Source organism: Photobacterium sp. GSS17, from assembly GCF_028621875.1.
Classification (GTDB): Bacteria; Pseudomonadota; Gammaproteobacteria; order Enterobacterales; family Vibrionaceae; genus Photobacterium; species Photobacterium ganghwense.
This window is the reverse complement of sequence record NZ_CP117517.1, coordinates 1,255,871-1,275,104: the sequence shown is the minus strand read 5'-3', so window position 1 is coordinate 1,275,104 and position 19,234 is coordinate 1,255,871. Positions and strand designations below refer to the sequence as shown.

At 51.3% G+C, this 19,234-nt stretch carries 17 protein-coding genes; 6 read left to right on the top strand and 11 right to left on the bottom strand.

All coding sequences use genetic code 11. The features are described 5' to 3' along the window. Positions 1-246: 246 nt before the first annotated feature. The 3 genes from PGW97_RS05680 (at position 247) to PGW97_RS05670 (ending at position 3,697) form a co-directional block, all read left to right on the top strand. On the top strand, positions 247-1,866 hold the full coding sequence (locus PGW97_RS05680) for a methyl-accepting chemotaxis protein (RefSeq protein ID WP_273859177.1): 1,620 nt from the start codon (positions 247-249) through the stop codon (positions 1,864-1,866). A 102-nt stretch (positions 1,867-1,968) separates the two neighbouring features. Continuing rightward, the gene (gene asnS, locus PGW97_RS05675; protein WP_047884157.1) at positions 1,969-3,369 is read left to right on the top strand and encodes an asparagine--tRNA ligase; all 1,401 of its coding nucleotides are present in this window, start codon (positions 1,969-1,971) and stop codon (positions 3,367-3,369) included. 106 nt (positions 3,370-3,475) lie between these two features. Then, positions 3,476-3,697, top strand: a complete 222-nt coding sequence (locus PGW97_RS05670) for a VF530 family DNA-binding protein (protein WP_047884156.1) — start codon at positions 3,476-3,478, stop codon at positions 3,695-3,697. 101 nt (positions 3,698-3,798) lie between these two features. Here PGW97_RS05670 and thiE read toward each other — a convergent pair whose 3' ends face one another. Together thiE and thiM are read right to left on the bottom strand one after the other, a co-directional pair. After that, positions 3,799-4,419: a thiamine phosphate synthase gene (thiE, locus tag PGW97_RS05665; protein ID WP_273859173.1), complete on the bottom strand. Its 621-nt coding sequence runs from the start codon at positions 4,417-4,419 to the stop codon at positions 3,799-3,801. Next, positions 4,412-5,218 carry a hydroxyethylthiazole kinase gene (gene thiM / locus PGW97_RS05660; protein WP_273859628.1) on the bottom strand — a complete coding sequence of 269 codons (807 nt, stop codon included), beginning with the start codon at positions 5,216-5,218 and terminating at the stop codon, positions 4,412-4,414. The genes thiE and thiM overlap by 8 nt, the downstream gene beginning before the upstream one ends. Positions 5,219-5,589: 371 nt before the next feature. Here thiM and PGW97_RS05655 point away from each other — a divergent pair, with 371 nt between their 5' ends. Continuing rightward, a complete protein-coding gene (locus PGW97_RS05655; protein WP_273859171.1) occupies positions 5,590-6,339 on the top strand; it encodes an enoyl-CoA hydratase-related protein in 750 nt (249 codons plus the stop codon). A gap of 184 nt (positions 6,340-6,523) precedes the next feature. Here PGW97_RS05655 and PGW97_RS05650 read toward each other — a convergent pair whose 3' ends face one another. After that, entirely contained in the window at positions 6,524-7,912 is a 1,389-nt protein-coding gene (locus PGW97_RS05650) for an MFS transporter (protein ID WP_273859169.1), read from the bottom strand. Between the two features lie 511 nt (positions 7,913-8,423). On the opposite strand from PGW97_RS05650, the gene PGW97_RS05645 reads away from it, so the two are divergent. Then, the gene (locus PGW97_RS05645; protein ID WP_217392144.1) at positions 8,424-9,614 is read left to right on the top strand and encodes an amino acid aminotransferase; all 1,191 of its coding nucleotides are present in this window, start codon (positions 8,424-8,426) and stop codon (positions 9,612-9,614) included. 196 nt (positions 9,615-9,810) lie between these two features. Here PGW97_RS05645 and PGW97_RS05640 read toward each other — a convergent pair whose 3' ends face one another. Further along, on the bottom strand, positions 9,811-10,116 hold the full coding sequence (locus PGW97_RS05640; RefSeq protein ID WP_047884151.1) for a hypothetical protein: 306 nt from the start codon (positions 10,114-10,116) through the stop codon (positions 9,811-9,813). 372 nt (positions 10,117-10,488) lie between these two features. Next, the gene (locus tag PGW97_RS05635) at positions 10,489-10,884 is read right to left on the bottom strand and encodes a hypothetical protein (RefSeq protein ID WP_047884150.1); all 396 of its coding nucleotides are present in this window, start codon (positions 10,882-10,884) and stop codon (positions 10,489-10,491) included. A gap of 407 nt (positions 10,885-11,291) precedes the next feature. Here PGW97_RS05635 and PGW97_RS05630 point away from each other — a divergent pair, with 407 nt between their 5' ends. Next, on the top strand, positions 11,292-11,966 hold the full coding sequence (locus tag PGW97_RS05630; protein WP_047884149.1) for a DUF2982 domain-containing protein: 675 nt from the start codon (positions 11,292-11,294) through the stop codon (positions 11,964-11,966). Between the two features lie 213 nt (positions 11,967-12,179). Here the strand turns inward: PGW97_RS05630 and PGW97_RS05625 are convergent, their stop codons facing one another. The 6 genes from PGW97_RS05625 to PGW97_RS05600 all read right to left on the bottom strand — a co-directional run bounded on the left by PGW97_RS05625 (position 12,180) and on the right by PGW97_RS05600 (position 19,177). Further along, positions 12,180-12,833 carry an MBL fold metallo-hydrolase gene (locus PGW97_RS05625; RefSeq protein WP_273859165.1) on the bottom strand — a complete coding sequence of 218 codons (654 nt, stop codon included), beginning with the start codon at positions 12,831-12,833 and terminating at the stop codon, positions 12,180-12,182. Positions 12,834-13,100: 267 nt separating this feature from the next. Then, the gene (locus PGW97_RS05620) at positions 13,101-13,655 is read right to left on the bottom strand and encodes a YcbK family protein (protein ID WP_273859163.1); all 555 of its coding nucleotides are present in this window, start codon (positions 13,653-13,655) and stop codon (positions 13,101-13,103) included. A 178-nt stretch (positions 13,656-13,833) separates the two neighbouring features. Next, the gene (locus PGW97_RS05615; RefSeq protein WP_053061734.1) at positions 13,834-15,522 is read right to left on the bottom strand and encodes a L,D-transpeptidase family protein; all 1,689 of its coding nucleotides are present in this window, start codon (positions 15,520-15,522) and stop codon (positions 13,834-13,836) included. Positions 15,523-15,672: 150 nt separating this feature from the next. Then, positions 15,673-16,830: a DUF1513 domain-containing protein gene (locus PGW97_RS05610; RefSeq protein WP_273859159.1), complete on the bottom strand. Its 1,158-nt coding sequence runs from the start codon at positions 16,828-16,830 to the stop codon at positions 15,673-15,675. Then, on the bottom strand, positions 16,811-17,842 hold the full coding sequence (locus tag PGW97_RS05605) for an imelysin family protein (RefSeq protein ID WP_273859158.1): 1,032 nt from the start codon (positions 17,840-17,842) through the stop codon (positions 16,811-16,813). The genes PGW97_RS05610 and PGW97_RS05605 overlap by 20 nt, the downstream gene beginning before the upstream one ends. 15 nt (positions 17,843-17,857) lie before the next feature. Next, positions 17,858-19,177: a di-heme oxidoreductase family protein gene (locus PGW97_RS05600; RefSeq protein WP_273859627.1), complete on the bottom strand. Its 1,320-nt coding sequence runs from the start codon at positions 19,175-19,177 to the stop codon at positions 17,858-17,860. Between the last annotated feature and the right edge of the window lie 57 nt (positions 19,178-19,234).

Sequence of the window (19,234 nt, the reverse complement as noted above, 5' to 3'; positions counted from 1 at the left end):
CCTCGCTACCGAGCCCGCGTCACATCGCGGGCTTTTTACTGCCAGTCGCATGACGATTATTCAGGTCATCTTCCACACTGGGTTCCCAGCCACAACGAACATAAAACAGAATGAATAACAAGCAATTACCTATAGATAAAACGTTATCGTGGCTTACATCACAGTCATAGCAGGAAAACTATTTATTAACATGGCAAGCAATTACACTATATCCACAACAAGAATATGTGTAAGAGATTAAGGAAGATGCGTCTTACCATTGCTCATAAACTCCTCCTCACCCTATTAATGGTTTTTCTGGTCGTGCTGGTCGCCTCTCTCGCCTATGAGGCTCGTCAGCAAAAAACCATGCTGGAATCGGTCATCAGCGAGCAGACGCTGGATAAGGCCGGTAACTACTTCGACAGCCTCAATATGATGATGCTGACCGGCACCATGTCACAAAAAGAGACGCTGCGTGAAAAAGTCCTGTCTCACAACGGCATTGAGAATGTCCGAGTGATTCGCGGACCCGGCGTGGTCAATATGTTTGGCCCCGGTCTGGACTACCAGAAGCCGGTGGATGACTTCGACCGACGAGCCCTTGCCGGCGAGCAAATCAGCGAAACCATCAGTACCCCGAACGGAAAAACCCTGCTGGTTGCCCTGCCAATGAAAGCCAGCAGCAACTACCGGGGCACCAATTGCCTGCAGTGCCATATCGTGCCGGAGAACGAAGTGCTGGGCGTCGTCCGCCTGGAATACAATCTTGGCCCGCTCTATGAGCGGGTTGACAGCCAATTACTTAACGCCGGGGCTATCATGTCGGCTATCGCCGCTGCCGGGTTCCTGTTCGCGCTGATGATGATCCGTAACATTATTGTTCATCCCCTGCGCCGCCTGTCCGGTTATATGAAAACCGCCAGCCAGAATAAAGATCTCAGCCAGCGTCTGAACTCATCCCGCACCGACGAGATTGGCGAACTGTGTCACAGCTACGATCATATGCTGGACAATTTCTCTGCCAGCCTGCGTCAGGTTCAACAAACATCGGAGTCCCTGACTCAACAGGCCAGCCAGTTAACCCAGGTTTCCGGCAGCACCAATCAGGCTGCGGACAGTCAGCGCTACGAAACCGGCCTGATGTTTACCGCTATCGACAACATGCAGCATCAGCAGCATGACGTTGAGCAACACACCACCGAAACCGCCGCGCTCAGTCGTCAGGCCTCACAGGCGGCTCAGTCGGGAACGCAGCTGGCGCAGGAAGCCGGTGAGAGCATTCAGCAACTGGTCCATGACATTGAACACGTCAAAGCACGTATCGATCACCTCCATATGCAGAGTCAGCAGGTCGGCAGCATCTTAGATGTGATCCGCGGTATTGCCGAGCAGACCAATCTGCTGGCGCTTAACGCCGCCATTGAAGCAGCCCGCGCCGGAGAGCAGGGTCGCGGCTTTGCGGTGGTCGCCGACGAAGTCCGGAATCTCGCCACTCGCACCCATCAGGCCACCGGTGATATCCATACCATTATCGACAATCTGCATCAGGACTGCGAAGCCTCAGCTGATGCCATTGAAACCACCTGCCAGACTGCGTACGGAAAAGTCGAAACGATTCGTGAGCTTTCCGCCGCGTTGGCTGCTATCGATAATCATATCCAGACCGTCAACCAGCATACGGTCGACATTCAGCAGCAGTCATCGAGTCAGGCAGCCCTTGCCGATGACATTCGCTCAAAAGTTGAAATTATCACCGAGCATGCCGACGATACAGCACGTCATGCACAGTCGTCGAAAGAGATTAGCGTAAATCTTGAGCACTTAGCCGAGCAATTAGAGCGATTACTTCATCAATTTACCCTATCAGGCCATCACAAGGCTTGATGCCTGACGCCAGACAGGTAATATTGAACCCTTGGACAGTGTCTGGGGCTTTATGCCCGATGGCACAACAATAAAAGTGCCTTAACGGAGAATAATTTACACATGACTTACGCGCCTGTAACAGACGTACTGAGCGGTAAGCTAGCTGTCGACAGTGAAGTGACTGTACGTGGCTGGGTTCGCTCGCGTCGCGATTCCAAAGCTGGAATCTCTTTCCTTGCCATTTATGACGGCTCTTGTTTCGACCCGATTCAGGCCGTGGTCCCAAATGAGTTAAATAATTACCAGGAAGAAGTGCTGAAGCTGACTACTGGTTGCTCTGTTGAGGTCACCGGTAAAATCGTTGAGTCTCCGGCCAGCGGCCAGGATTTTGAACTGGCAGCAACCGAAGTGAAAGTTGTTGGCTGGGTTGAAGATGCAGATACTTACCCAATGGCAAAAACACGCCACTCTATTGAGTACCTGCGTGAAGTGGCTCACCTGCGTCCACGTACAAACGTAATCGGTGCGGTTGCCCGTGTTCGTAACTGCCTGTCGCAAGCGATTCACCGCTTCTACCACGAGCAAGGTTTCTTCTGGATGTCTGCGCCGCTGATTACGGCTGCTGACTGTGAAGGTGCCGGTGAAATGTTCCGTGTTTCTACACTGGACATGAACAACCTGCCTCGTACAGACAAAGGCGATGTGGATTTCAACGAAGATTTCTTCGGCAAAGAAACATTCCTGACCGTATCAGGCCAGCTGAACGCTGAAGCTTACGCGTGTGCCCTGAGCAAGGTTTACACATTCGGCCCAACGTTCCGTGCTGAAAACTCCAACACCAGCCGTCACCTGGCGGAATTCTGGATGGTTGAGCCAGAAGTGGCTTTCGCCGATCTGGATGACGTTGCGAAGCTGGCTGAAGACATGCTGAAGTACGTGTTCAAAGCTGTACTGGAAGAGCGTCGTGATGACCTGGAGTTCTTCGCACAACGTATCAACAAAGACGCCATCACGCGTCTTGAGCAGTTTGTTGACTCAGACTTCGCTCAGGTTGATTACACCGATGCAATCCAGATCCTGAAAGACTCTGGCCGTGACTTCGAGTTCGACGTTGAGTGGGGTATCGACATGTCTTCTGAGCATGAGCGTTACCTGGCTGAAGAACACTTCAAAGCCCCGGTTATCGTGAAAAACTACCCGAAAGATATCAAAGCGTTCTACATGCGTATGAACGAAGACGGTAAGACAGTCGCAGCGATGGACGTACTGGCACCGGGTATCGGCGAAATCATCGGTGGTTCTCAGCGTGAAGAGCGTCTGGACGTACTGGACGAGCGTATGCGTGCGATGAACATCGACCCAGAGCACATGAACTGGTACCGCGATCTGCGCCGTTACGGCACAGTACCGCACGCGGGCTTCGGTCTGGGCTTTGAGCGTCTGGTTTCTTACGTAACAGGTATGGGTAACGTACGCGACGTGATCCCATTCCCACGTACACCACGCTCTGCGAACTTCTAAGTTCAGTAATAAAATTACTGACAAAAAAGGCTACCTTCGGGTAGCCTTTCTGTTTTCGACGCAGCTTACCACTTTACCCACTCACTCTGATTCCTAAAGAGACACCATTATGACAAACCAACCGAATAACCCGCTACACGGCATCACTCTGAAAAGACTGCTGGAAGAGCTGGTTGATCATTACGGCTGGGAAGCCCTGGGACGCGAAATCAACATCCGTTGCTTCAACAGCAACCCGAGTATCAAATCGAGCCTGACGTTTTTACGCCGAACCGAATGGGCAAGAAAAGAAGTGGAACAGCTGTATCTCGAGACATTTTTTATCTGACCGAAACAACATTTCGCAGTGATGCAAAAGCACTTCGCGGGCCGGAAGAAAACGTCAACACGTTGGATGTCACAACGGCTGACGTTACTTCCTTCCTCTTCTCAGTCGGCATGCATCAGCTTACGTAGCTTTTGACACGCATCGCTTGGCGATGTCGCATGACAAATTGCCGACACTAAGGCGACCCCCGCCGCACCGGCATCCATGGCTGATTTAATGTTGCTTTCATTCAACCCACCAATAGCCACCAACGGCAATCGACTTTCACCCGCCGCTTTCTCTAACCCGTCCAGCCCCCAGGCATACACAGTATTGGTTTTGGTTGGTGTCGGGTAAATCGCGCTGAGACCCAGGTAGTCCACCGGCAGGTGTTGCGCATCCGCCAGTTGCTGCTCATTTTCCACCGAAAGCCCCAGAATTTTGTCACCGCCAATCAACCGGCGGGCGATTGCGGCAGGCATGTCAGACTGGCCCAGATGCACACCATCGGCATCGACCGCCAACGCCACATCCACCCGATCGTTAATGATCAACGGGATCCCGGTTTCCATCAGCAGCGCTTTAACAACCATGGCACGCTGAATGAACTCACGAACATCGCCGTGTTTTTCACGCAACTGAACCATAGTCACGCCACCGGCAACGGCTTCCTTGATCACAAACTTCAGTTGTTCAAGATCCAGATTCTCGTCCGTGACCAGATACAGGCTGTAATCAGGCATTGGCCGTGCCTCCAAGCAGCTTGGCGTTCAGACGGGCCGCCAGCGCAGGCTCACCCAGCAGATATAGCGAATCAAGCAGATTCAGTTGTAAGCTCCCCGGCCCGGCTGATTTTTCTGCGGCCAGCTCACCAGCCACTCCCAATACGGCCGTTGCGGCCAGCGCGGCTTCCCAGGTATCCTCGCACACTGCGGCAAAAGCCCCGGTCAGCGCAGTATGGCTGCACCCCATGCCGGTCACTCTTGGCATCATGGCATGGCCATTGTCCAGCGCACAGACCTTGTCGGTGGACACCACGTAATCGGTCGCACCTGAGATCACCACAGTACACTGGTGCTGGTGTGCCAGTTGTTTGGCCGAATTCAGGGCCTGCTCACTGCTGTCCAGTGCATCGACCCCTTTTGATTGCGCCGCTTCCCCGGCAAGTGCAATGATTTCAGATGCATTCCCGCGAATGATCAAGGTTTCTGCCAACGCAGCCAGCTTACGGGAAACCTCTGTCCGTAGCGCGCTGGCTCCGCAGCCCACCGGGTCCAGTACCACCACTTTGTTATTGGCGTTTGCTTTCTCCACCGCGTAGTACATCCGTGGTATCCAGTGGCTGTCGAGCGTCCCGATATTAATGACCAGTGCACCGGAAAACCCCATCATTTCCGCCATTTCTTCCCGGCTGTGCGCCATGATTGGCGAAGCGCCAACAGCCAGCAATGCATTGGCTGTATTGTTCATCACAACATAGTTGGTCAGATTCACCACCAGCGGCTTCGTTGTCCGAACAGCCTGCAACATTGCGCAGCACATTTGCTCTATAGGTGTAGATTCTGTCTTCAAGGGGCGCTCCTTCTTGATATATTCTCGACAGGCATTATACCCAACCAGCCAGAATTCACAGCGTCATCCAGTCATCGGTCCATCGTTGGAATAACATTCTTTGAATGAAAGTGTTTAGAAGTGAGAATTTGAGTGAGGCCGCTTGATCAGCGCATCTTTGAAAAGTTAAACAACTGTTTCAAAGGTAGCATCACAGATATCTTTCTCGATCTACGCTTAAATGACAACGCTCGACACCGAAAATAGTCAATCAGAACGCACTGAAGTTAAAGCGGAACAACAGGACGACACAGAACAGCCCTCTCAGGGAGAAACTCTCGGCCGACAACAGGAAGAAAAATATGGATATTCTTGTCAATCAGGAAGATGCGATCCTTGATATTCAGATTCATCGCCAGGACGCACGAAACGCTCTCAATCAGCAGATGTATCAACAGTTAGCGGAAGCCCTTGAGCAGGCGTCCGCGACCCCAGGGATTCGGGCGGTGGTCCTTCGTGGATTACCGGATGTCTTTTGCGGCGGCAATGACATGCAGGATTTTCTCGCTATTTCAAAAGGGATGTCTAGCTTTGCCGTCGAAAGGTTCATGAAAGCGCTCATCTTGTGTAATAAGCCCCTCATTGCAGCCGTTTCCGGACCCGCGATCGGGATTGGCACCACTATGCTGCAGTTCTTCGACATCGTGTATGCTTCAGCCAGTGTGCTTTTCAAAACGCCGTTTGTTCCATTAGGACTATGCCCGGAAATGGCGTCCAGCACAGAAATGGCGAAAATCATTGGTATCCGCAAAGCCAAAGCCATGCTGCTGTTTGGTGAGGCGATGACGGCTGATGAAGCGCTGTCACTTGGTTTTATCAATGCAATTGAAGCGTATCCGGATCAACGGGCACTGAAGGAGGCCAAGCGCATTTGCCTGTTACCACCACAAGCCATGAAGATTTCAAAAGCCATGCTGCTGGACCATGACAGGGATCGCCTGCTGGCAACCATTGAGCAGGAAAACCGTCAGTTAGTGGAGTGTATTCGCAGTGATGAAGCCCGCGAGGCGGTGTCAGCATTTCTGGAAAAGCGGACGCCAACATTTCAGTGAGGTTGTTTGCGAGAACCCCATACAGGGCTTGCGACCCAAACAACTCCCCTACCACCAGAAGCAGGAAACAGGAAACAGGAAACAGGAAACAATAAAGCAAAAAAAAACAGGCCAGTGAACGAACTGGCCTGTTTCCACAGAAGCGATTCAGCCTATCGGCTATCGGCTAACGGCTAACGGCTAACTAGATTGCAGCAGAAAGCACGGCGGCAGACTTTGGCTCAGAGTTGCATACCCGGTTCGGCTCATCTTCATCTTTCACGCGAATCACCATCAGCCCGGCGACAATCATGGAGATCCCACCCAATACGATAGCCATCATGGTGTTTCCACCGAATGCCCAACGGGTGAAGAAGCCGAGAATACCGGCCGCCAAAATTTGCGGCAGAACGATAAAGAAGTTAAAGACCCCCATATAGAATCCCATCTTCCGGGACGGTAACGCCCCTGCCAGAATAGCGTAAGGCATGCACAAAATGCTGGCCCAAGCGAGACCGATACCAACCATGTTCAGCATCAGCATTGCAGGATCATTAATCAGCGCCATAGCCGCTAAACTGACTCCGCCAATAACCAGGCTGAGGCTGTGAACAAACTTGCGGCTGGTTTTCTGTGCCAACCACGGCAGCATAAAGGCCGCCAGAGCTGAAATACCGTTGTAGGCTGCAAAGCACAATCCAACCCAGTCCGCCCCTTCGTTGTACAATGCGGAGCTGGTATCAGACGTACCGAAAATATGGGTGGTTACCGCAGATGTGGTATAAATCCACATCGCAAACAAAGCAAACCAAGAGAAAAACTGCACCAGGGCCAGTTGTACCATGGTCTTTGGCATCGCTTTTATATCGCAAAGAAAGGTTTGCCAGCACGCTTTGGGTTCCTGTTCACACAGCGGCTCGCCATCAAACAGCGCCAATTGCTGTGGCGAATACTCTTTGGTCCGACATACTGTCCAGAGGATCGATCCCAGAAAAACCAACGCCCCGCACAAGAAAGAAATTTTCACTGACGGCGGTACTTCTCCGGCCGGTGCGGTATTGGCGATATCAAATACATTACTCAGCAGATAAGGCATGGCAGAGGCCACCACAGATCCGATACCAATAAAGAAGGTCTGAACCGCAAAACCCTGCGTGCGTTGTGATGACGGTAAGTTATCCGCGACCAGTGCCCGGAATGGCTCCATCGAAATATTGATAGAGGCATCCAGCATCCAGAGCATACCCGCAGCCACCCAGAGGTGCGGTGAATATGGCATTACGATCAATGCCAATGATGAGGCAATGGCCCCTAGCAGAAAATACGGGCGGCGGCGACCCAGTACGGTCCAGGTGCGATCACTGAAGTGACCGATGATCGGCTGTACCAGTAACCCGGTCAGCGGCGCGGCAATCCAGAGTATCGGTATTTGCTCAATACTGGCTCCCAGCGTTTCAAATATCCGGCTGACATTCGCATTCTGAAGCCCGAAGCCGAATTGAATGCCCATAAAGCCGAAGCTCATATTCCAAATTTGCCAAAACGACAGGCGCGGTTTTTCCATTGAAACATCCCCGAATTTGCCGGTCGGCATCCTTTCGATCCTTCAACCGGCATACAACATTCAGACAAACATGACATACGCAAAACCGGGAAGATTTAGCATCTTCGTCGCGCCAGCTGTACAAACACGAATTTTCTCCACATTTCGTGCCAGTAACAGGCTGAATTCATCATGTTTGACCTTATTCCATCGGGTGCAATGCTATGACATCGTATGCCCTACCATCCGTGATCGCATTCACGTAGACAAACAACAAAACCCATTTCATTAATAAAATTACGTAGTTACCTATTTTTTATACAGTTTTTGAGTGACAAACATCACATTGATCGCTTATTGATCGGAAATTTGTAGTAAGTTTCCATATCTTACCAAAATGTGACTCACACCAAAATTAACCACTTATTAACAAAAGACCCCATAAACGTCTGCCAGCTATTAATATTTGATGTAATTGTTGCAATTTGTTGTCAATCACGTCCGTTAAAAGGTATAAAGAGGGGGTTGACCGTTATTATTCACATCAGCATGGATGATCATAATGTTTGAGAAAATTTCTGCCGCACCTGCCGATCCGATTCTTGGCCTGACTGAAGAGTTCAAGAATGATCCTCGCTCTGAAAAAATTAACCTGGGCGTAGGCATCTACAAAAATGAATCTGGCAATACTCCTGTTCTGGCTACAGTAAAAAAAGCAGAAGCCATTCTGCTGGAAAAAGAGACGACCAAGTCTTACTTGAGTATTCCGGGTACTGCAGAATATGGTCTGGCTGTTCAACAACTGCTGTTTGGTGCTGACTCCTCAATTATCAGCGACAAACGAGCGAAAACGGCTCAGGCACCAGGTGGTACAGGTGCATTGCGTGTGGCGGCTGAATTTATCAAACGCCAACTGGGTGATGTGAAAGTGTGGATCAGTAACCCGACTTGGGCGAACCACAATGGCGTTTTTGCGGCTGCCGGTCTGGAAATTGCCCAGTACAGCTACTACAACGCAGAAACAAAAAATATGGATTTCGACGCTGCAGTTACCGACCTGTCTACAGCGGCACCAGGTGATGTAGTACTGCTTCACGGTTGCTGCCATAACCCTACTGGTATCGATCCAACCGCAGAACAATGGCTGCAACTGGCTAAACTGTGTGTTGAAAAACAACTGCTGCCAATGTTTGACTTCGCTTACCAGGGTTTTGCCAAAGGTGTTGAAGACGATGCTGAAGGCCTGCGTATCTTTGCCCAGTATTGTGAAGAACTGCTGGTTGCCAGCTCATTCTCGAAGAACTTCGGTCTGTACAACGAACGTGTAGGTGCGTTTACGCTGGTCGCGAAGAATGCTGAACAAGCCGAAACCGCTTTCAGCCAAGTGAAATCTATCGCTCGCGTCATCTACTCCAACCCACCGGCTCACGGCGCGGCTATCGTGACTGAAATCCTGAACGACGCTGCTCTGCGTGCAGAATGGGAACAAGAAGTCGCTGACATGCGTGACCGTATTCAGGAAATGCGTACACTGTTTGTACAAACCCTGAAAGATCTGGGTGTGGATGCAGACTTCAGCTTCATCGAGCGCCAGAACGGTATGTTCTCGTTCTCTGGCCTGTCGAAAGATCAGGTTGCTCGCCTGAAAGAAGAATTCGCAATCTACATCGTAGGTTCAGGCCGCATCAGCGTTGCCGGCATGACCAAGTCAAATATGCTGCCGCTGTGTAAAGGCATTGCTGCTGTACTGTAAGCCAGAATTCTGTCTGACATCATGACATATTGAAACGGGAGCCATTGGCTCCCGTTTTATTATTTGTGCCCTACGTTATGTATACGCGTCTCGGTGGATGATTTATCTGCGCTTCAGCCTGAATGACCTTTCTTGTCAGCCACTGTCTTTAAGAAAACGGCCTCTAACTCGAAAGCTTGGCTGACAACTCATCAATTCAACCAGACTTATCCAACGGCAACACATTACAGAAGAGCTCACGCTCATACTGACGTTCCAACTGCTCCCGCCAGGGTTTGTTTGAAACCGGCACCAGATAAAAAATCTCTCTTGATGTATCAGTGACAAATGCCATTCCGTGCTGCATCAGTTCGTAATGGATGTCATGAACAAAACCCAGTGAAAAACTCTGACGACCGGTCAACTGATTAATATCATCACGGGTCAGGCATACACCCTGGTCTTCATGAGCAAAGCGATTGCGCAGCCAGTCAGAAAACTCTCTAGCACTTATCATTGTCATAAACTCGCCTCCGCGTAGCTACATCCCTGATAAACCAGAATACATTTCTTAGTGAAGGTTCTTTATTAATAAGTTATAGCAGAGATGAGACATTCCGACAGGCGAATGGCGGATGAGTATTAATTTGTCTTTGCCTGATGCAATTTTGAGACAAAGAGGTGCAGTGCCCGTTTTTTGCAATTTCAGAGGTTCACACGATGCGAAAAAAGAGGAAAAACGTCAGCGGAAAAACGGCGGGTAAAAGAAAAAATGAGGGGGAGATAATACCCGCCCCTGTCGTTGTCACAGGAACGGGTCTGGCAAGTCAGCGCCTGACAACAATGAGAGCCTGAGCCTCACTTGTCAAATTGCAAAGTGCACAAAAATGCGAAATTACAGAGCTTTGTACAGCACCTTGTTACCTGCCAGCTGGATGCGTTCAACCAGACCGTCTTCGGCCAGTTTCTTCAGCGCACCGGTTGCCCAAGAAGCGGCTTTTGTATCTTCCTGACCTGCTTCAAGACCAATCCCTTTCGGGTTGATGCCTTCCGCATTTTTCATCACGATATCCAGCACTTGCTGCTGTTTAGGTGTTAATGACACAGTCGCAGCCATGGCTGGCTTCTGTGTTTCCACCACAGGTTTTGCCGCTGGAGCAGCTTTTACTGTTTCTGCAGTTGGTGCTTTCTTCGTAACAGCTTTAACTGCTGCTGGTTTTGCTTCAACTACCAGCCCTTTCAGGCGCTTTTGCAGCTTCAGCTGAACTTTACGTTTGTGAGAGATTCTCATTAAATTTCCTACTCCGTTGCACTACTTTCAGTCACCACCATCTAACGAGGCAACTGGATAGTTGTCCCGATAGTTCCAGCGGGAAAAAGTAAGCGCGTGTTATACCAAGGATGTCAGAGAAATGCCAGCAAACGGTTATTTAAGCCGCAATAAAAGATGATTTAACTCAAAAATAGGCGACAACCTCTCATTTCCAGCAAAAGTTTTCCCCACAAAACGCGCTGAAAAATAAAGAAATATCCAAACTCAGTGGGGAAAATTCAGCATTTACCCCAAACAACTGGACAAATACACATATGCACATTCTTTTTATTTATTCTTGATTTTTGAACCAGCTTGCATAACCAAGGTGATCTGCTTACCAGTCTCAGCCATACTAACAGTAACAAAACTGACAACGTCTTGTGATGAAGAGTGATCTGAAGACCCAACATATCCATCCTCCGATTACCCCATTTGGTACCAATATGTATCTGGGCGGGTTAATAGGCGTTCTTGTGGCTGGCGCACTCGGTTTTCTCTATCCCGACGCTTCACCGCCAGCCATTGCCATCATCCTGATTGGTTCAGCGCTGATGGTCCTGCTGGGCTACAAGTACCAGCAAGGCCCTGAGCTTTCATTCACACTGACGTTTATGCATATCCAGTTTCACAGCCATTACGGTGGCTGGCTGGCAAAATGGAAGAATATCGAACAAATCGGTCAGGCCAGTATTTCTGTGGATGGCTGGTATGAGCCGGTTCCCTGGGTGGGAATCAAACTCAAAGATTATGAAGAGTTTGTTCGTTCAATTTGTCCGAGGGTTGCCACTAAGCTGTTGCTGGATCAGAGGGTATTATTGGTCATGGCACATAAGCGAATGAGTGACCCACCCTATGAGCTGGAAGACATCTTGTTCGATGACAGCCACTATCACACGACGTCGGGTTACGTCTTTAAAGGCCTGCAGGCCATGTTGGCTAACCGGATGCGCTACAACCGGGAATTTCTGGGGTACGATTTTTTTATTTCAGAGGACTTTCTGGATCGACCGGCAGCCGATTTCGCCGGGCTGGCAAGACGCTATCTGGCAGCATCCTGATTTTTTGAAGTAAGTAGTTGGATTATTTCCTGACCTGTTCCTTTTGGGGTCTGTAAATTTTCTTCTCTAATTTATCTCACTTTTCTTCTTCTCTAGCTTTTCAACGCTTAAAACAGCAAGAGCCGGAAACATCCGGCTCTTTTTTTTGTCTGGCAGCTTCTCTGACAATTTCTGCATTCAGGCTAGAGCTGTAACGATGCAATACTTAGCTCATTAGTACAACGGCATTTCGTCGGCGACAAACGGATTAGAGGCACGTTCGTGACCAAAGGTCGACATTGGGCCATGACCCGGTACGAAGGCAACATCATTGCCGAGCGGCCACAGCTTGCCCTTGATGGAGTTAATCAGGGTCTGGTAATCCCCTTTCGGGAAATCAGTACGACCGATACCGCCCTTGAACAGCACATCGCCAACGAACGCTACTTTTGCCTCGTCATTAAACAGAATGACGTGACCAGGCGTATGGCCGGGGGTGTGGTAAACAGACAGAGTCTGGTTGCCGACTGAAATGGTATCGCCATCGTTAAGCCACTGATCCGGGTCAAACGCTTCTGTCAACGGGAACCCGAACATCTGGCTCTGGCTTGGCAACCCCTGTAACCAGAAAGCATCTTCTTTGTGCGGGCCAAGAACAGGTACAGCCCACTCTTTTGCCAGCGGCTCTGTACCACCAACATGATCGAGGTGGCCATGAGTCAGAATCAGCTTGGTGACCGTCAGGCCCAATTGCTGCACCTTGTCTTTCAGCAGCTGAATATCACCGCCCGGATCCACCAGCGCTGCTTGCTTGGTTTCATCACACCAGATGATAGAGCAGTTTTGCTGAAACGGAGTCACAGGCACAATTTCAAATTGAAAACTCATCACTTTTCCTAACGATTACTATGCTGGCAGCAGGATAACAGTCCACTATCTAAATGCCAAATGCCGCGACCTAAATGCCAGATACAGCAAAGCCGACAGCTACCAAGAGAGGGAGATAGTGTCGGCTTTGTAATTATTCTTTGCCTGCAGGGCTGAAAAAACCAGATACGCGGTTCTCAGGCCTTGGCATAGCTGTTCTGTGTCCAGCTCGTCGGTGTACGGCTCGGCGTACAGCAAAAATGTTTAGCTGTTACCATCAACGAGTCGTCAGCCGTTCCAGCGGCGAACCGGGCCCGTGTCAAGATGGATAAATCCGCTTCGTGGATAGTATCCTACTCCACCTAACCGAAGATCCAGTGCAGCATCACGGATTCGTGACAGCGATACACCTTCCAGATGAAAGTCGATCGCCTGGCCTTTCATGTGGTAGCTCTTTTTCGCTACGCCGCCGGTTTTCTGCAGCGCCTGATTGGTCTGCGGCGAACGGTAGCCGGAGATAATCCGCACCTGCCCTTTATGCCCGAGTCCGGACTGGATTTCAGTAATGGCATCAAACAAACGGCGATCCATTTTTGCCACTTCATTACGTCTGAAATCACGGCAGATGTAGTTGATCTTCCTCAACTCGTCTTTCAGGTACTGCTCACCATCAAAGTAACGGGTTTCCAAATCTTCGTTAGTGTGAATGTTACACAGTGAGATAGAACGTTCATTCTTTGCTTTATAAGGGCTTGCTATCGCCAACCCCGGCAGCAAAGATGCCCCTAACGTAAGACCGCCAGCCACTAACAGCTGACGGCGCTTGTAATCAATATCAGACATAACTTTACAACAACTGCTTGTTAATTCTTGCTGATATTCCTCCCCGCACTGCGCATGGAATATCAAAAACGAGAATCAAGATAACGTTCAGTTATTGTGCAGTCAAACCATCAATTATCAAAAAATCGTCTAAAAAGCGGACGAAAACAGCCTACTTATTGACGTATAAGCAATTTAGCTAATGGTAAAGGGATGTAAATAATTGCTGGTTTTGAGACTCAGCTACAAATTTGTCATACTCGTAGACATCATCCCGGTAGTTCACCAGCCCATCCTGATCCACCCAGGCAGTCTGATAGATCACTTCGACCTTCACCTTGTTCTGCAAGCCCACTGTCTTGGTTTTCGTACGCGACTTCAGCTCAAACACTCGCTGCTCCGGCACGCCTGAATATGTCAGCAGGATTGTCGCCAGATCATCGGCCTGCTCTACCCGAATACAGCCGGAACTGAACGCGCGCGTTTCCTTGGCAAACAGCCGTTTCGACGGTGTGTCGTGCAGATAAATGGCATTGTCGTTAGGCATGTTGAACTTGAACCGTCCCAGTGCATTGTTTTTACCCGGATTTTGCCGCAAGCGATAAGGGAAGGATTTGGCATTCATCAGCCGCCAGTCAATAGTATGAATCGGGATCTGCTCAGAGCTGTTCCAGCTTCTGATCACCGCAAAATTGTTGCGGTACAGATACCCGCGGTCATACCGGGCTTTAGGCAGAATGTCCTTACGCATGATCGACATCGGCACATTCCAGTACGGATTGAACACCACTGAGGACACATTGGAGGTCATTACCGGGGTGCGACGGCTTGGCCTGCCGACAATCACTTTGCTTTCAAGTACCTGCCGGTTATCCAGCCACAAACTCATTTCAAAACGGGGAATATTTACCACCAGCATTGAAGGCCGGTTCATCGGCCAGATTCGGGTTCGCTGCGCATTGAGCGCCAGCACCCGGACCCGAGACTGAGGTGACAGGGCAAGCCACTGTTTGGTTTTGGGGCCAATTGCGCCATCCGGTGTCAGACCATGGCGTTTCTGGAAGTTTTTCACCGCATTGGCGAGATCAATGTTGTAATTTCGCACTCTGGCTGAACGCAGCTGATCAGCCTCGAAATTCTGTAAATCGCCAAGCCGTTCCAGCATCGAAATCAGCCCTTCCGGATCTTTCAGGCGAGTGCCCAACCGGATAATGCCGGGCTGATAAAACCCCGGCCAGGGTGATCCCGCCGCTCTTTCCATCGACTCGATCGCCAGCAACAACTGGGTGTAGTTGTCGTCTGCCGGTTTCAGGCTATTCACAAACGAGCGCAGCTGTTCAAACTCGATGGCCCGATACAGCCGAGCCAGCTCCATCTCAGAAGGTAGCGGCAAACGCGGTTCAACGCCAGCACCGAACAGCCATTCCCGACCGTATGTCGGGATACCTTCCACATAGCTCATGTAAGCAAACAGGGTATCGGTCGCCAACAGGTCATACTGACGCCAATCATTACTCTGCTTGTACTGTTTGAGTAACTGATAACGCTGGGTGAAATCACTGCTGATATTCGACAGCGCTACTATACGCAGCTGCTGCTCAAATTCATTAGCCGTGAAACTGTCCTGCCACAGGGGCACGAAACCGATGTTGTGGTAAAGATCCGCGAGCTGATCCACATAGCGAATCGTCGCAATATCATTGGCGACTTCGTGGATCCATTGACGCGCTTTTTTCTGCTGCAACAATTCTTCTGAAAATTGCTGCTCCAGCTCAGCACGGGTTGAAAGCGGCTGCACAGGCTGGATTTCTTGCGCTTCTGACAGCACAGAAACCGCCTGAGCAAGGGCAGCGACCAGAACCAGGCCGGTACTTCTTAACTTAGCCATTGCCAACTGACTCCTCATTGCCATTGTTATTATTATGGCAAACGCACTCTATGACGGACTAACTTTAGCCGTAAGCGCCAGCTGGCATTGTTTCAATTCTTAAAAAGTGGTCATATCCGGTTGATTCTGCGGTTCTGCCCTTTTCCCCGATTAGATGATGTTCCAGTGGTTATCCCACATAACCGGGCTTTGTACGGTCTTCGCGGCAAAAGTCGTATCCATGGCAACGATACGTCCCGAACCTGAGCCAACCAGCCATTGGCCGTCTTTGATTCCAACGCCGGACGCGTCGACCAACGGACGCTGCTCCACCAACTTTCCGCTGGTTTCATCCCAGATACCGTAGCAATTTCCACGCGGCGAGGTGGCGAGCAGATAACCATCGAGGCTGGCAATGCTCGCAATATAATGATTGAAGCGCAGCCACTCTGCTTCCTCAGCCACCAAATGCTGCAATGCCTGCCCGCGGCGATGTAACGCAACCAGCGGCACGGCATCTTCTGGCTTACCACGATATTGCTGGCCGCAGGCAATCGCACCGGTATCGGTCACGCTCAGGTGACGAATACTGAGATGCTTATCCGGTAACTCCGCTTTATCCACCATCTCACCGGTATGGCGGTTCAGGTAGACCAGGGCAGGCTGCATAGTATCGAGATTGAGTGGTTCCCGACCATGGGTGTGCACCCCACCGACGCCAATAGCCAGAGTCTCTGAATCAGCCAGCACCACCTCATGCGGACCAATCCCAAAGGCGCTGAACTCAGCGACTTTCGTTAGCCGGCCTCCCTGCTCCGCAGGCTGAACCTCATACACCCCAATCACCCCCTGACTGGTTTGCGATTCCCCTTCAGTGGCATAGATCAGCTTGCCATCCGGTGAAAACACCCCGTGACCGTAAAAATGCCGCCCGGCATCTGCCATATAAATCGGCCAGCGCGTACCATTTTTGTAATCAAAGACCTGTAGGTATGTGCCGGGACGTCGTCCAAAAGCTGCCGCCAGCGACCCGTCCGGTTGCACGGCGACACCATGGCCCCGTGCAGGCAACGGCACCTGGTACAGAGGCTGCCCGTCAAGCGCGGCCGCAACAACACCGAATTGTCCCTCACCCTGACGGGAGCAACCGATAATGTGAGCAATCTTTGCATCGGCCATGGGCTCTGACGCAGATGTTAATCCCAGCGATTTACCCGCACGGGATTCATCGCTGCATCCGCCCAGCCCGGCGAAAGGCATCACAGCCAGCCCACTCAGCGCGGCACGCAGCAGCTTACGGCGGGTATGATCAATCACCATCGGTTGCATTGAACCCCACAACAACACCCAGCTCCGGCGCGACTTCGTCATGCAGCGCAATTTGAATGTATTCCAGTCCGTTATAGATATTGATCAGTTCGCGGTAGCCATCACGAGAGGTCAGAAGCGAAACCATAGCTTCACTGGCTGGCCAGCCGGACAGCAGATACTCAAACCGCTGACTGATACGTGTTGCCGTGTCCGCAAAGCCGCGTTCACGAAGCATCGCATCGATCCCCTTGCCATCAGCCAGGTACAGTGCCTGCATCGCCGCGACACTGGCTTTCAGGCTGGCCAGGGAATATTGGGCACGCCACGCTTCAGCCTGATAAGGCTTCGGCGAGCCGGGTTTTCCCATCGGCCGGGTCAGTTTCTTGATGGTGTAATCCATCTGGTTATTCAGCGCCCCAAGGTATTCCCCCAGCGCCATCTGCGGGGTCATTTCCTGCCACGGGTCTGCTTGCCAGGCCGATTGCAATTGACCTGCACTGTCTGCCAGACGCAGGCTGACCGCATGTGCCAGCTGACAACCCTCGGCCTGTTGCAGCGCATCAGACTGATCAAACAGGAACCACTCCATCGCCCCGAAACCCTGTACAGCGACACTTTGTTCAGCCATCACCTCTGGCGTCCAGGTCGTATCCTGCTTCAGCAACTGAGTCAGTTTACGTCCTGTGGTGTTTTTCTTGTCCGGCCAGAACTGGATCTGCCAGCTCAAGGCCAGCGCCGCTTCGCTGCCTTTTTCACGGCCCTGCAGCGGCATCCAGTTAAGAAAAGCCTGCTGCCAGTTGTGCTGCGCCTGCGCCAGACGCTCTTCTGAAGGTGCCTGACAGATTTGTGCAATAGATTCCGATAATGCCCGGGTCGAGGTGGCCAAATTCGCGGTTGCCGTCTGATACTGGCTCAGAACGGCTGTACGGGTAGTGACGTCTTCCTGGCAGCCACTGAGCAATGCAACAGCACCTACAGCCAGACTAACGGCAACACCAGCAGAAACAGTTTTAGTGGTTTGATTACGCATGGTACGTCTTTATCCTTACAGCGAATCCAGAAAAGCCAACAGCGCTTTACGCTCTGCCGTTGACAGGTGAACAACACGATCGCGGCTTGCTTGCGCTTCACCGCCATGCCACAGGATCGCTTCCAGAGTATTGCGTGCCCGGCCATCATGCAGATACTGGGTGTGACCATTCACTTCCTGGGTATAACCCAATCCCCACAGCGGCGCTGTTCGCCACTCGCGACCATCGGCCAGGTACTCACCGCGATGATCCGCCAGACCTTCCCCCATATCGTGCAGCAACAGGTCTGTGTACGGATGAATGGTTTGCTCAGACAAAGCAGGCAGCTCGGTGTTTGGTGCCGTTTTCAGCGAGGTCTGGTGACAGCTCTGACAGCCGATATCAGCAAACAGCTTTTCGCCCTGAACCACCTGTGGGTCAGACACATTACGGCGAGCCGGCACTGCCAGGTGACGTGAATAAAACTCAACAAAGGTCAGCACTTTATGGCTGACTTCCGGTGCACCACCGTTGGGTAAATCAGTACAAGCCGTTTGTGATGAGGTGCAGTTTTCAACCGGGAACAACTCACTGGTCAGGCCTAGATCCCCATTAAAAGCCGCCGCATTTTGCTGCATCAGCGTCGGCTGACCAGCTTTCCAGCCAAATCGGCCGGTCACCAGCTCTTGCTTTGCCACATCCCAAACTCGGTTGATTTTGCCAGAAACCCCCTGACCATCCTGCTGTTGCTGTTTAGCCATCGCTTCCAGCGTGGCATCCGGAATTTGTTCCAGCAAACCTAAGCCGATCATTGGCGGTGCAACCCGTGCAGACATCATGATGTCTTCATGCATCGGCCCATAGTTCAGATCAGTGATCGTCAGCGTCGGCTTACGCAGGGTTACCACTTCACCGTCAGCCAGTTTCACCGGTACATCCTGATAAGCGATATGGATCTGACCTTCAGGTTTCGCACCTTCCAGCGAGAAGTCCTGCAATTGCCCGCCATAGACGGGATCAGGAATCACGCCGTCGTTGATAATGGCACGTTTCTGCTCGTCCGTTACCGCAGGGATGCTCAGGCGCACCAGCATGGAAACGGCGTTGCTGTCCCCTTCTGCCGGTGGGTGGCCACGGCCATCCTTTATGTGGCAGTTCTGGCAACCGTTCGTGTTAAACAACGGGCCCAATCCATCACGGGCATCCGTGGTCGCCGGTGCCTGTACCCAAGGGTTACGGAAAAAGCTGTTACCGACACTGAAATCCAGCCGCTTGGTCAGCGGCAGATTGGCAGCCGGCAGAGAAAATGCATTCGCCCCTGATTTACGCACGGTGGTTTCACCGCCGGATTTCATTGCAGCGATCTCGGCCGGCGTCAATGATTCAGAAGAAGCAGACGGCGAGGTTTTGGC

What these genes read in the sequence shown, in the direction of transcription:
- PGW97_RS05680 (WP_273859177.1), top strand. Translation starts at nt 247, where the DNA reads ATGCGTCTTACCATTGCTCATAAACTCCTCCTCACCCTATTAATGGTT.
- asnS (WP_047884157.1), top strand. Translation starts at nt 1,969, where the DNA reads ATGACTTACGCGCCTGTAACAGACGTACTGAGCGGTAAGCTAGCTGTC.
- thiE (WP_273859173.1), bottom strand. Translation starts at nt 4,419, where the DNA reads ATGCCTGATTACAGCCTGTATCTGGTCACGGACGAGAATCTGGATCTT.
- thiM (WP_273859628.1), bottom strand. Translation starts at nt 5,218, where the DNA reads ATGTGCTGCGCAATGTTGCAGGCTGTTCGGACAACGAAGCCGCTGGTG.
- PGW97_RS05655 (WP_273859171.1), top strand. Translation starts at nt 5,590, where the DNA reads ATGGATATTCTTGTCAATCAGGAAGATGCGATCCTTGATATTCAGATT.
- PGW97_RS05650 (WP_273859169.1), bottom strand. Translation starts at nt 7,912, where the DNA reads ATGCCGACCGGCAAATTCGGGGATGTTTCAATGGAAAAACCGCGCCTG.
- PGW97_RS05645 (WP_217392144.1), top strand. Translation starts at nt 8,424, where the DNA reads ATGTTTGAGAAAATTTCTGCCGCACCTGCCGATCCGATTCTTGGCCTG.
- PGW97_RS05640 (WP_047884151.1), bottom strand. Translation starts at nt 10,116, where the DNA reads ATGACAATGATAAGTGCTAGAGAGTTTTCTGACTGGCTGCGCAATCGC.
- PGW97_RS05635 (WP_047884150.1), bottom strand. Translation starts at nt 10,884, where the DNA reads ATGAGAATCTCTCACAAACGTAAAGTTCAGCTGAAGCTGCAAAAGCGC.
- PGW97_RS05630 (WP_047884149.1), top strand. Translation starts at nt 11,292, where the DNA reads ATGAAGAGTGATCTGAAGACCCAACATATCCATCCTCCGATTACCCCA.
- PGW97_RS05625 (WP_273859165.1), bottom strand. Translation starts at nt 12,833, where the DNA reads ATGAGTTTTCAATTTGAAATTGTGCCTGTGACTCCGTTTCAGCAAAAC.
- PGW97_RS05620 (WP_273859163.1), bottom strand. Translation starts at nt 13,655, where the DNA reads ATGTCTGATATTGATTACAAGCGCCGTCAGCTGTTAGTGGCTGGCGGT.
- PGW97_RS05615 (WP_053061734.1), bottom strand. Translation starts at nt 15,522, where the DNA reads ATGGCTAAGTTAAGAAGTACCGGCCTGGTTCTGGTCGCTGCCCTTGCT.
- PGW97_RS05610 (WP_273859159.1), bottom strand. Translation starts at nt 16,830, where the DNA reads ATGCAACCGATGGTGATTGATCATACCCGCCGTAAGCTGCTGCGTGCC.
- PGW97_RS05605 (WP_273859158.1), bottom strand. Translation starts at nt 17,842, where the DNA reads ATGCGTAATCAAACCACTAAAACTGTTTCTGCTGGTGTTGCCGTTAGT.
- PGW97_RS05600 (WP_273859627.1), bottom strand. Translation starts at nt 19,177, where the DNA reads ATGAAATCCGGCGGTGAAACCACCGTGCGTAAATCAGGGGCGAATGCA.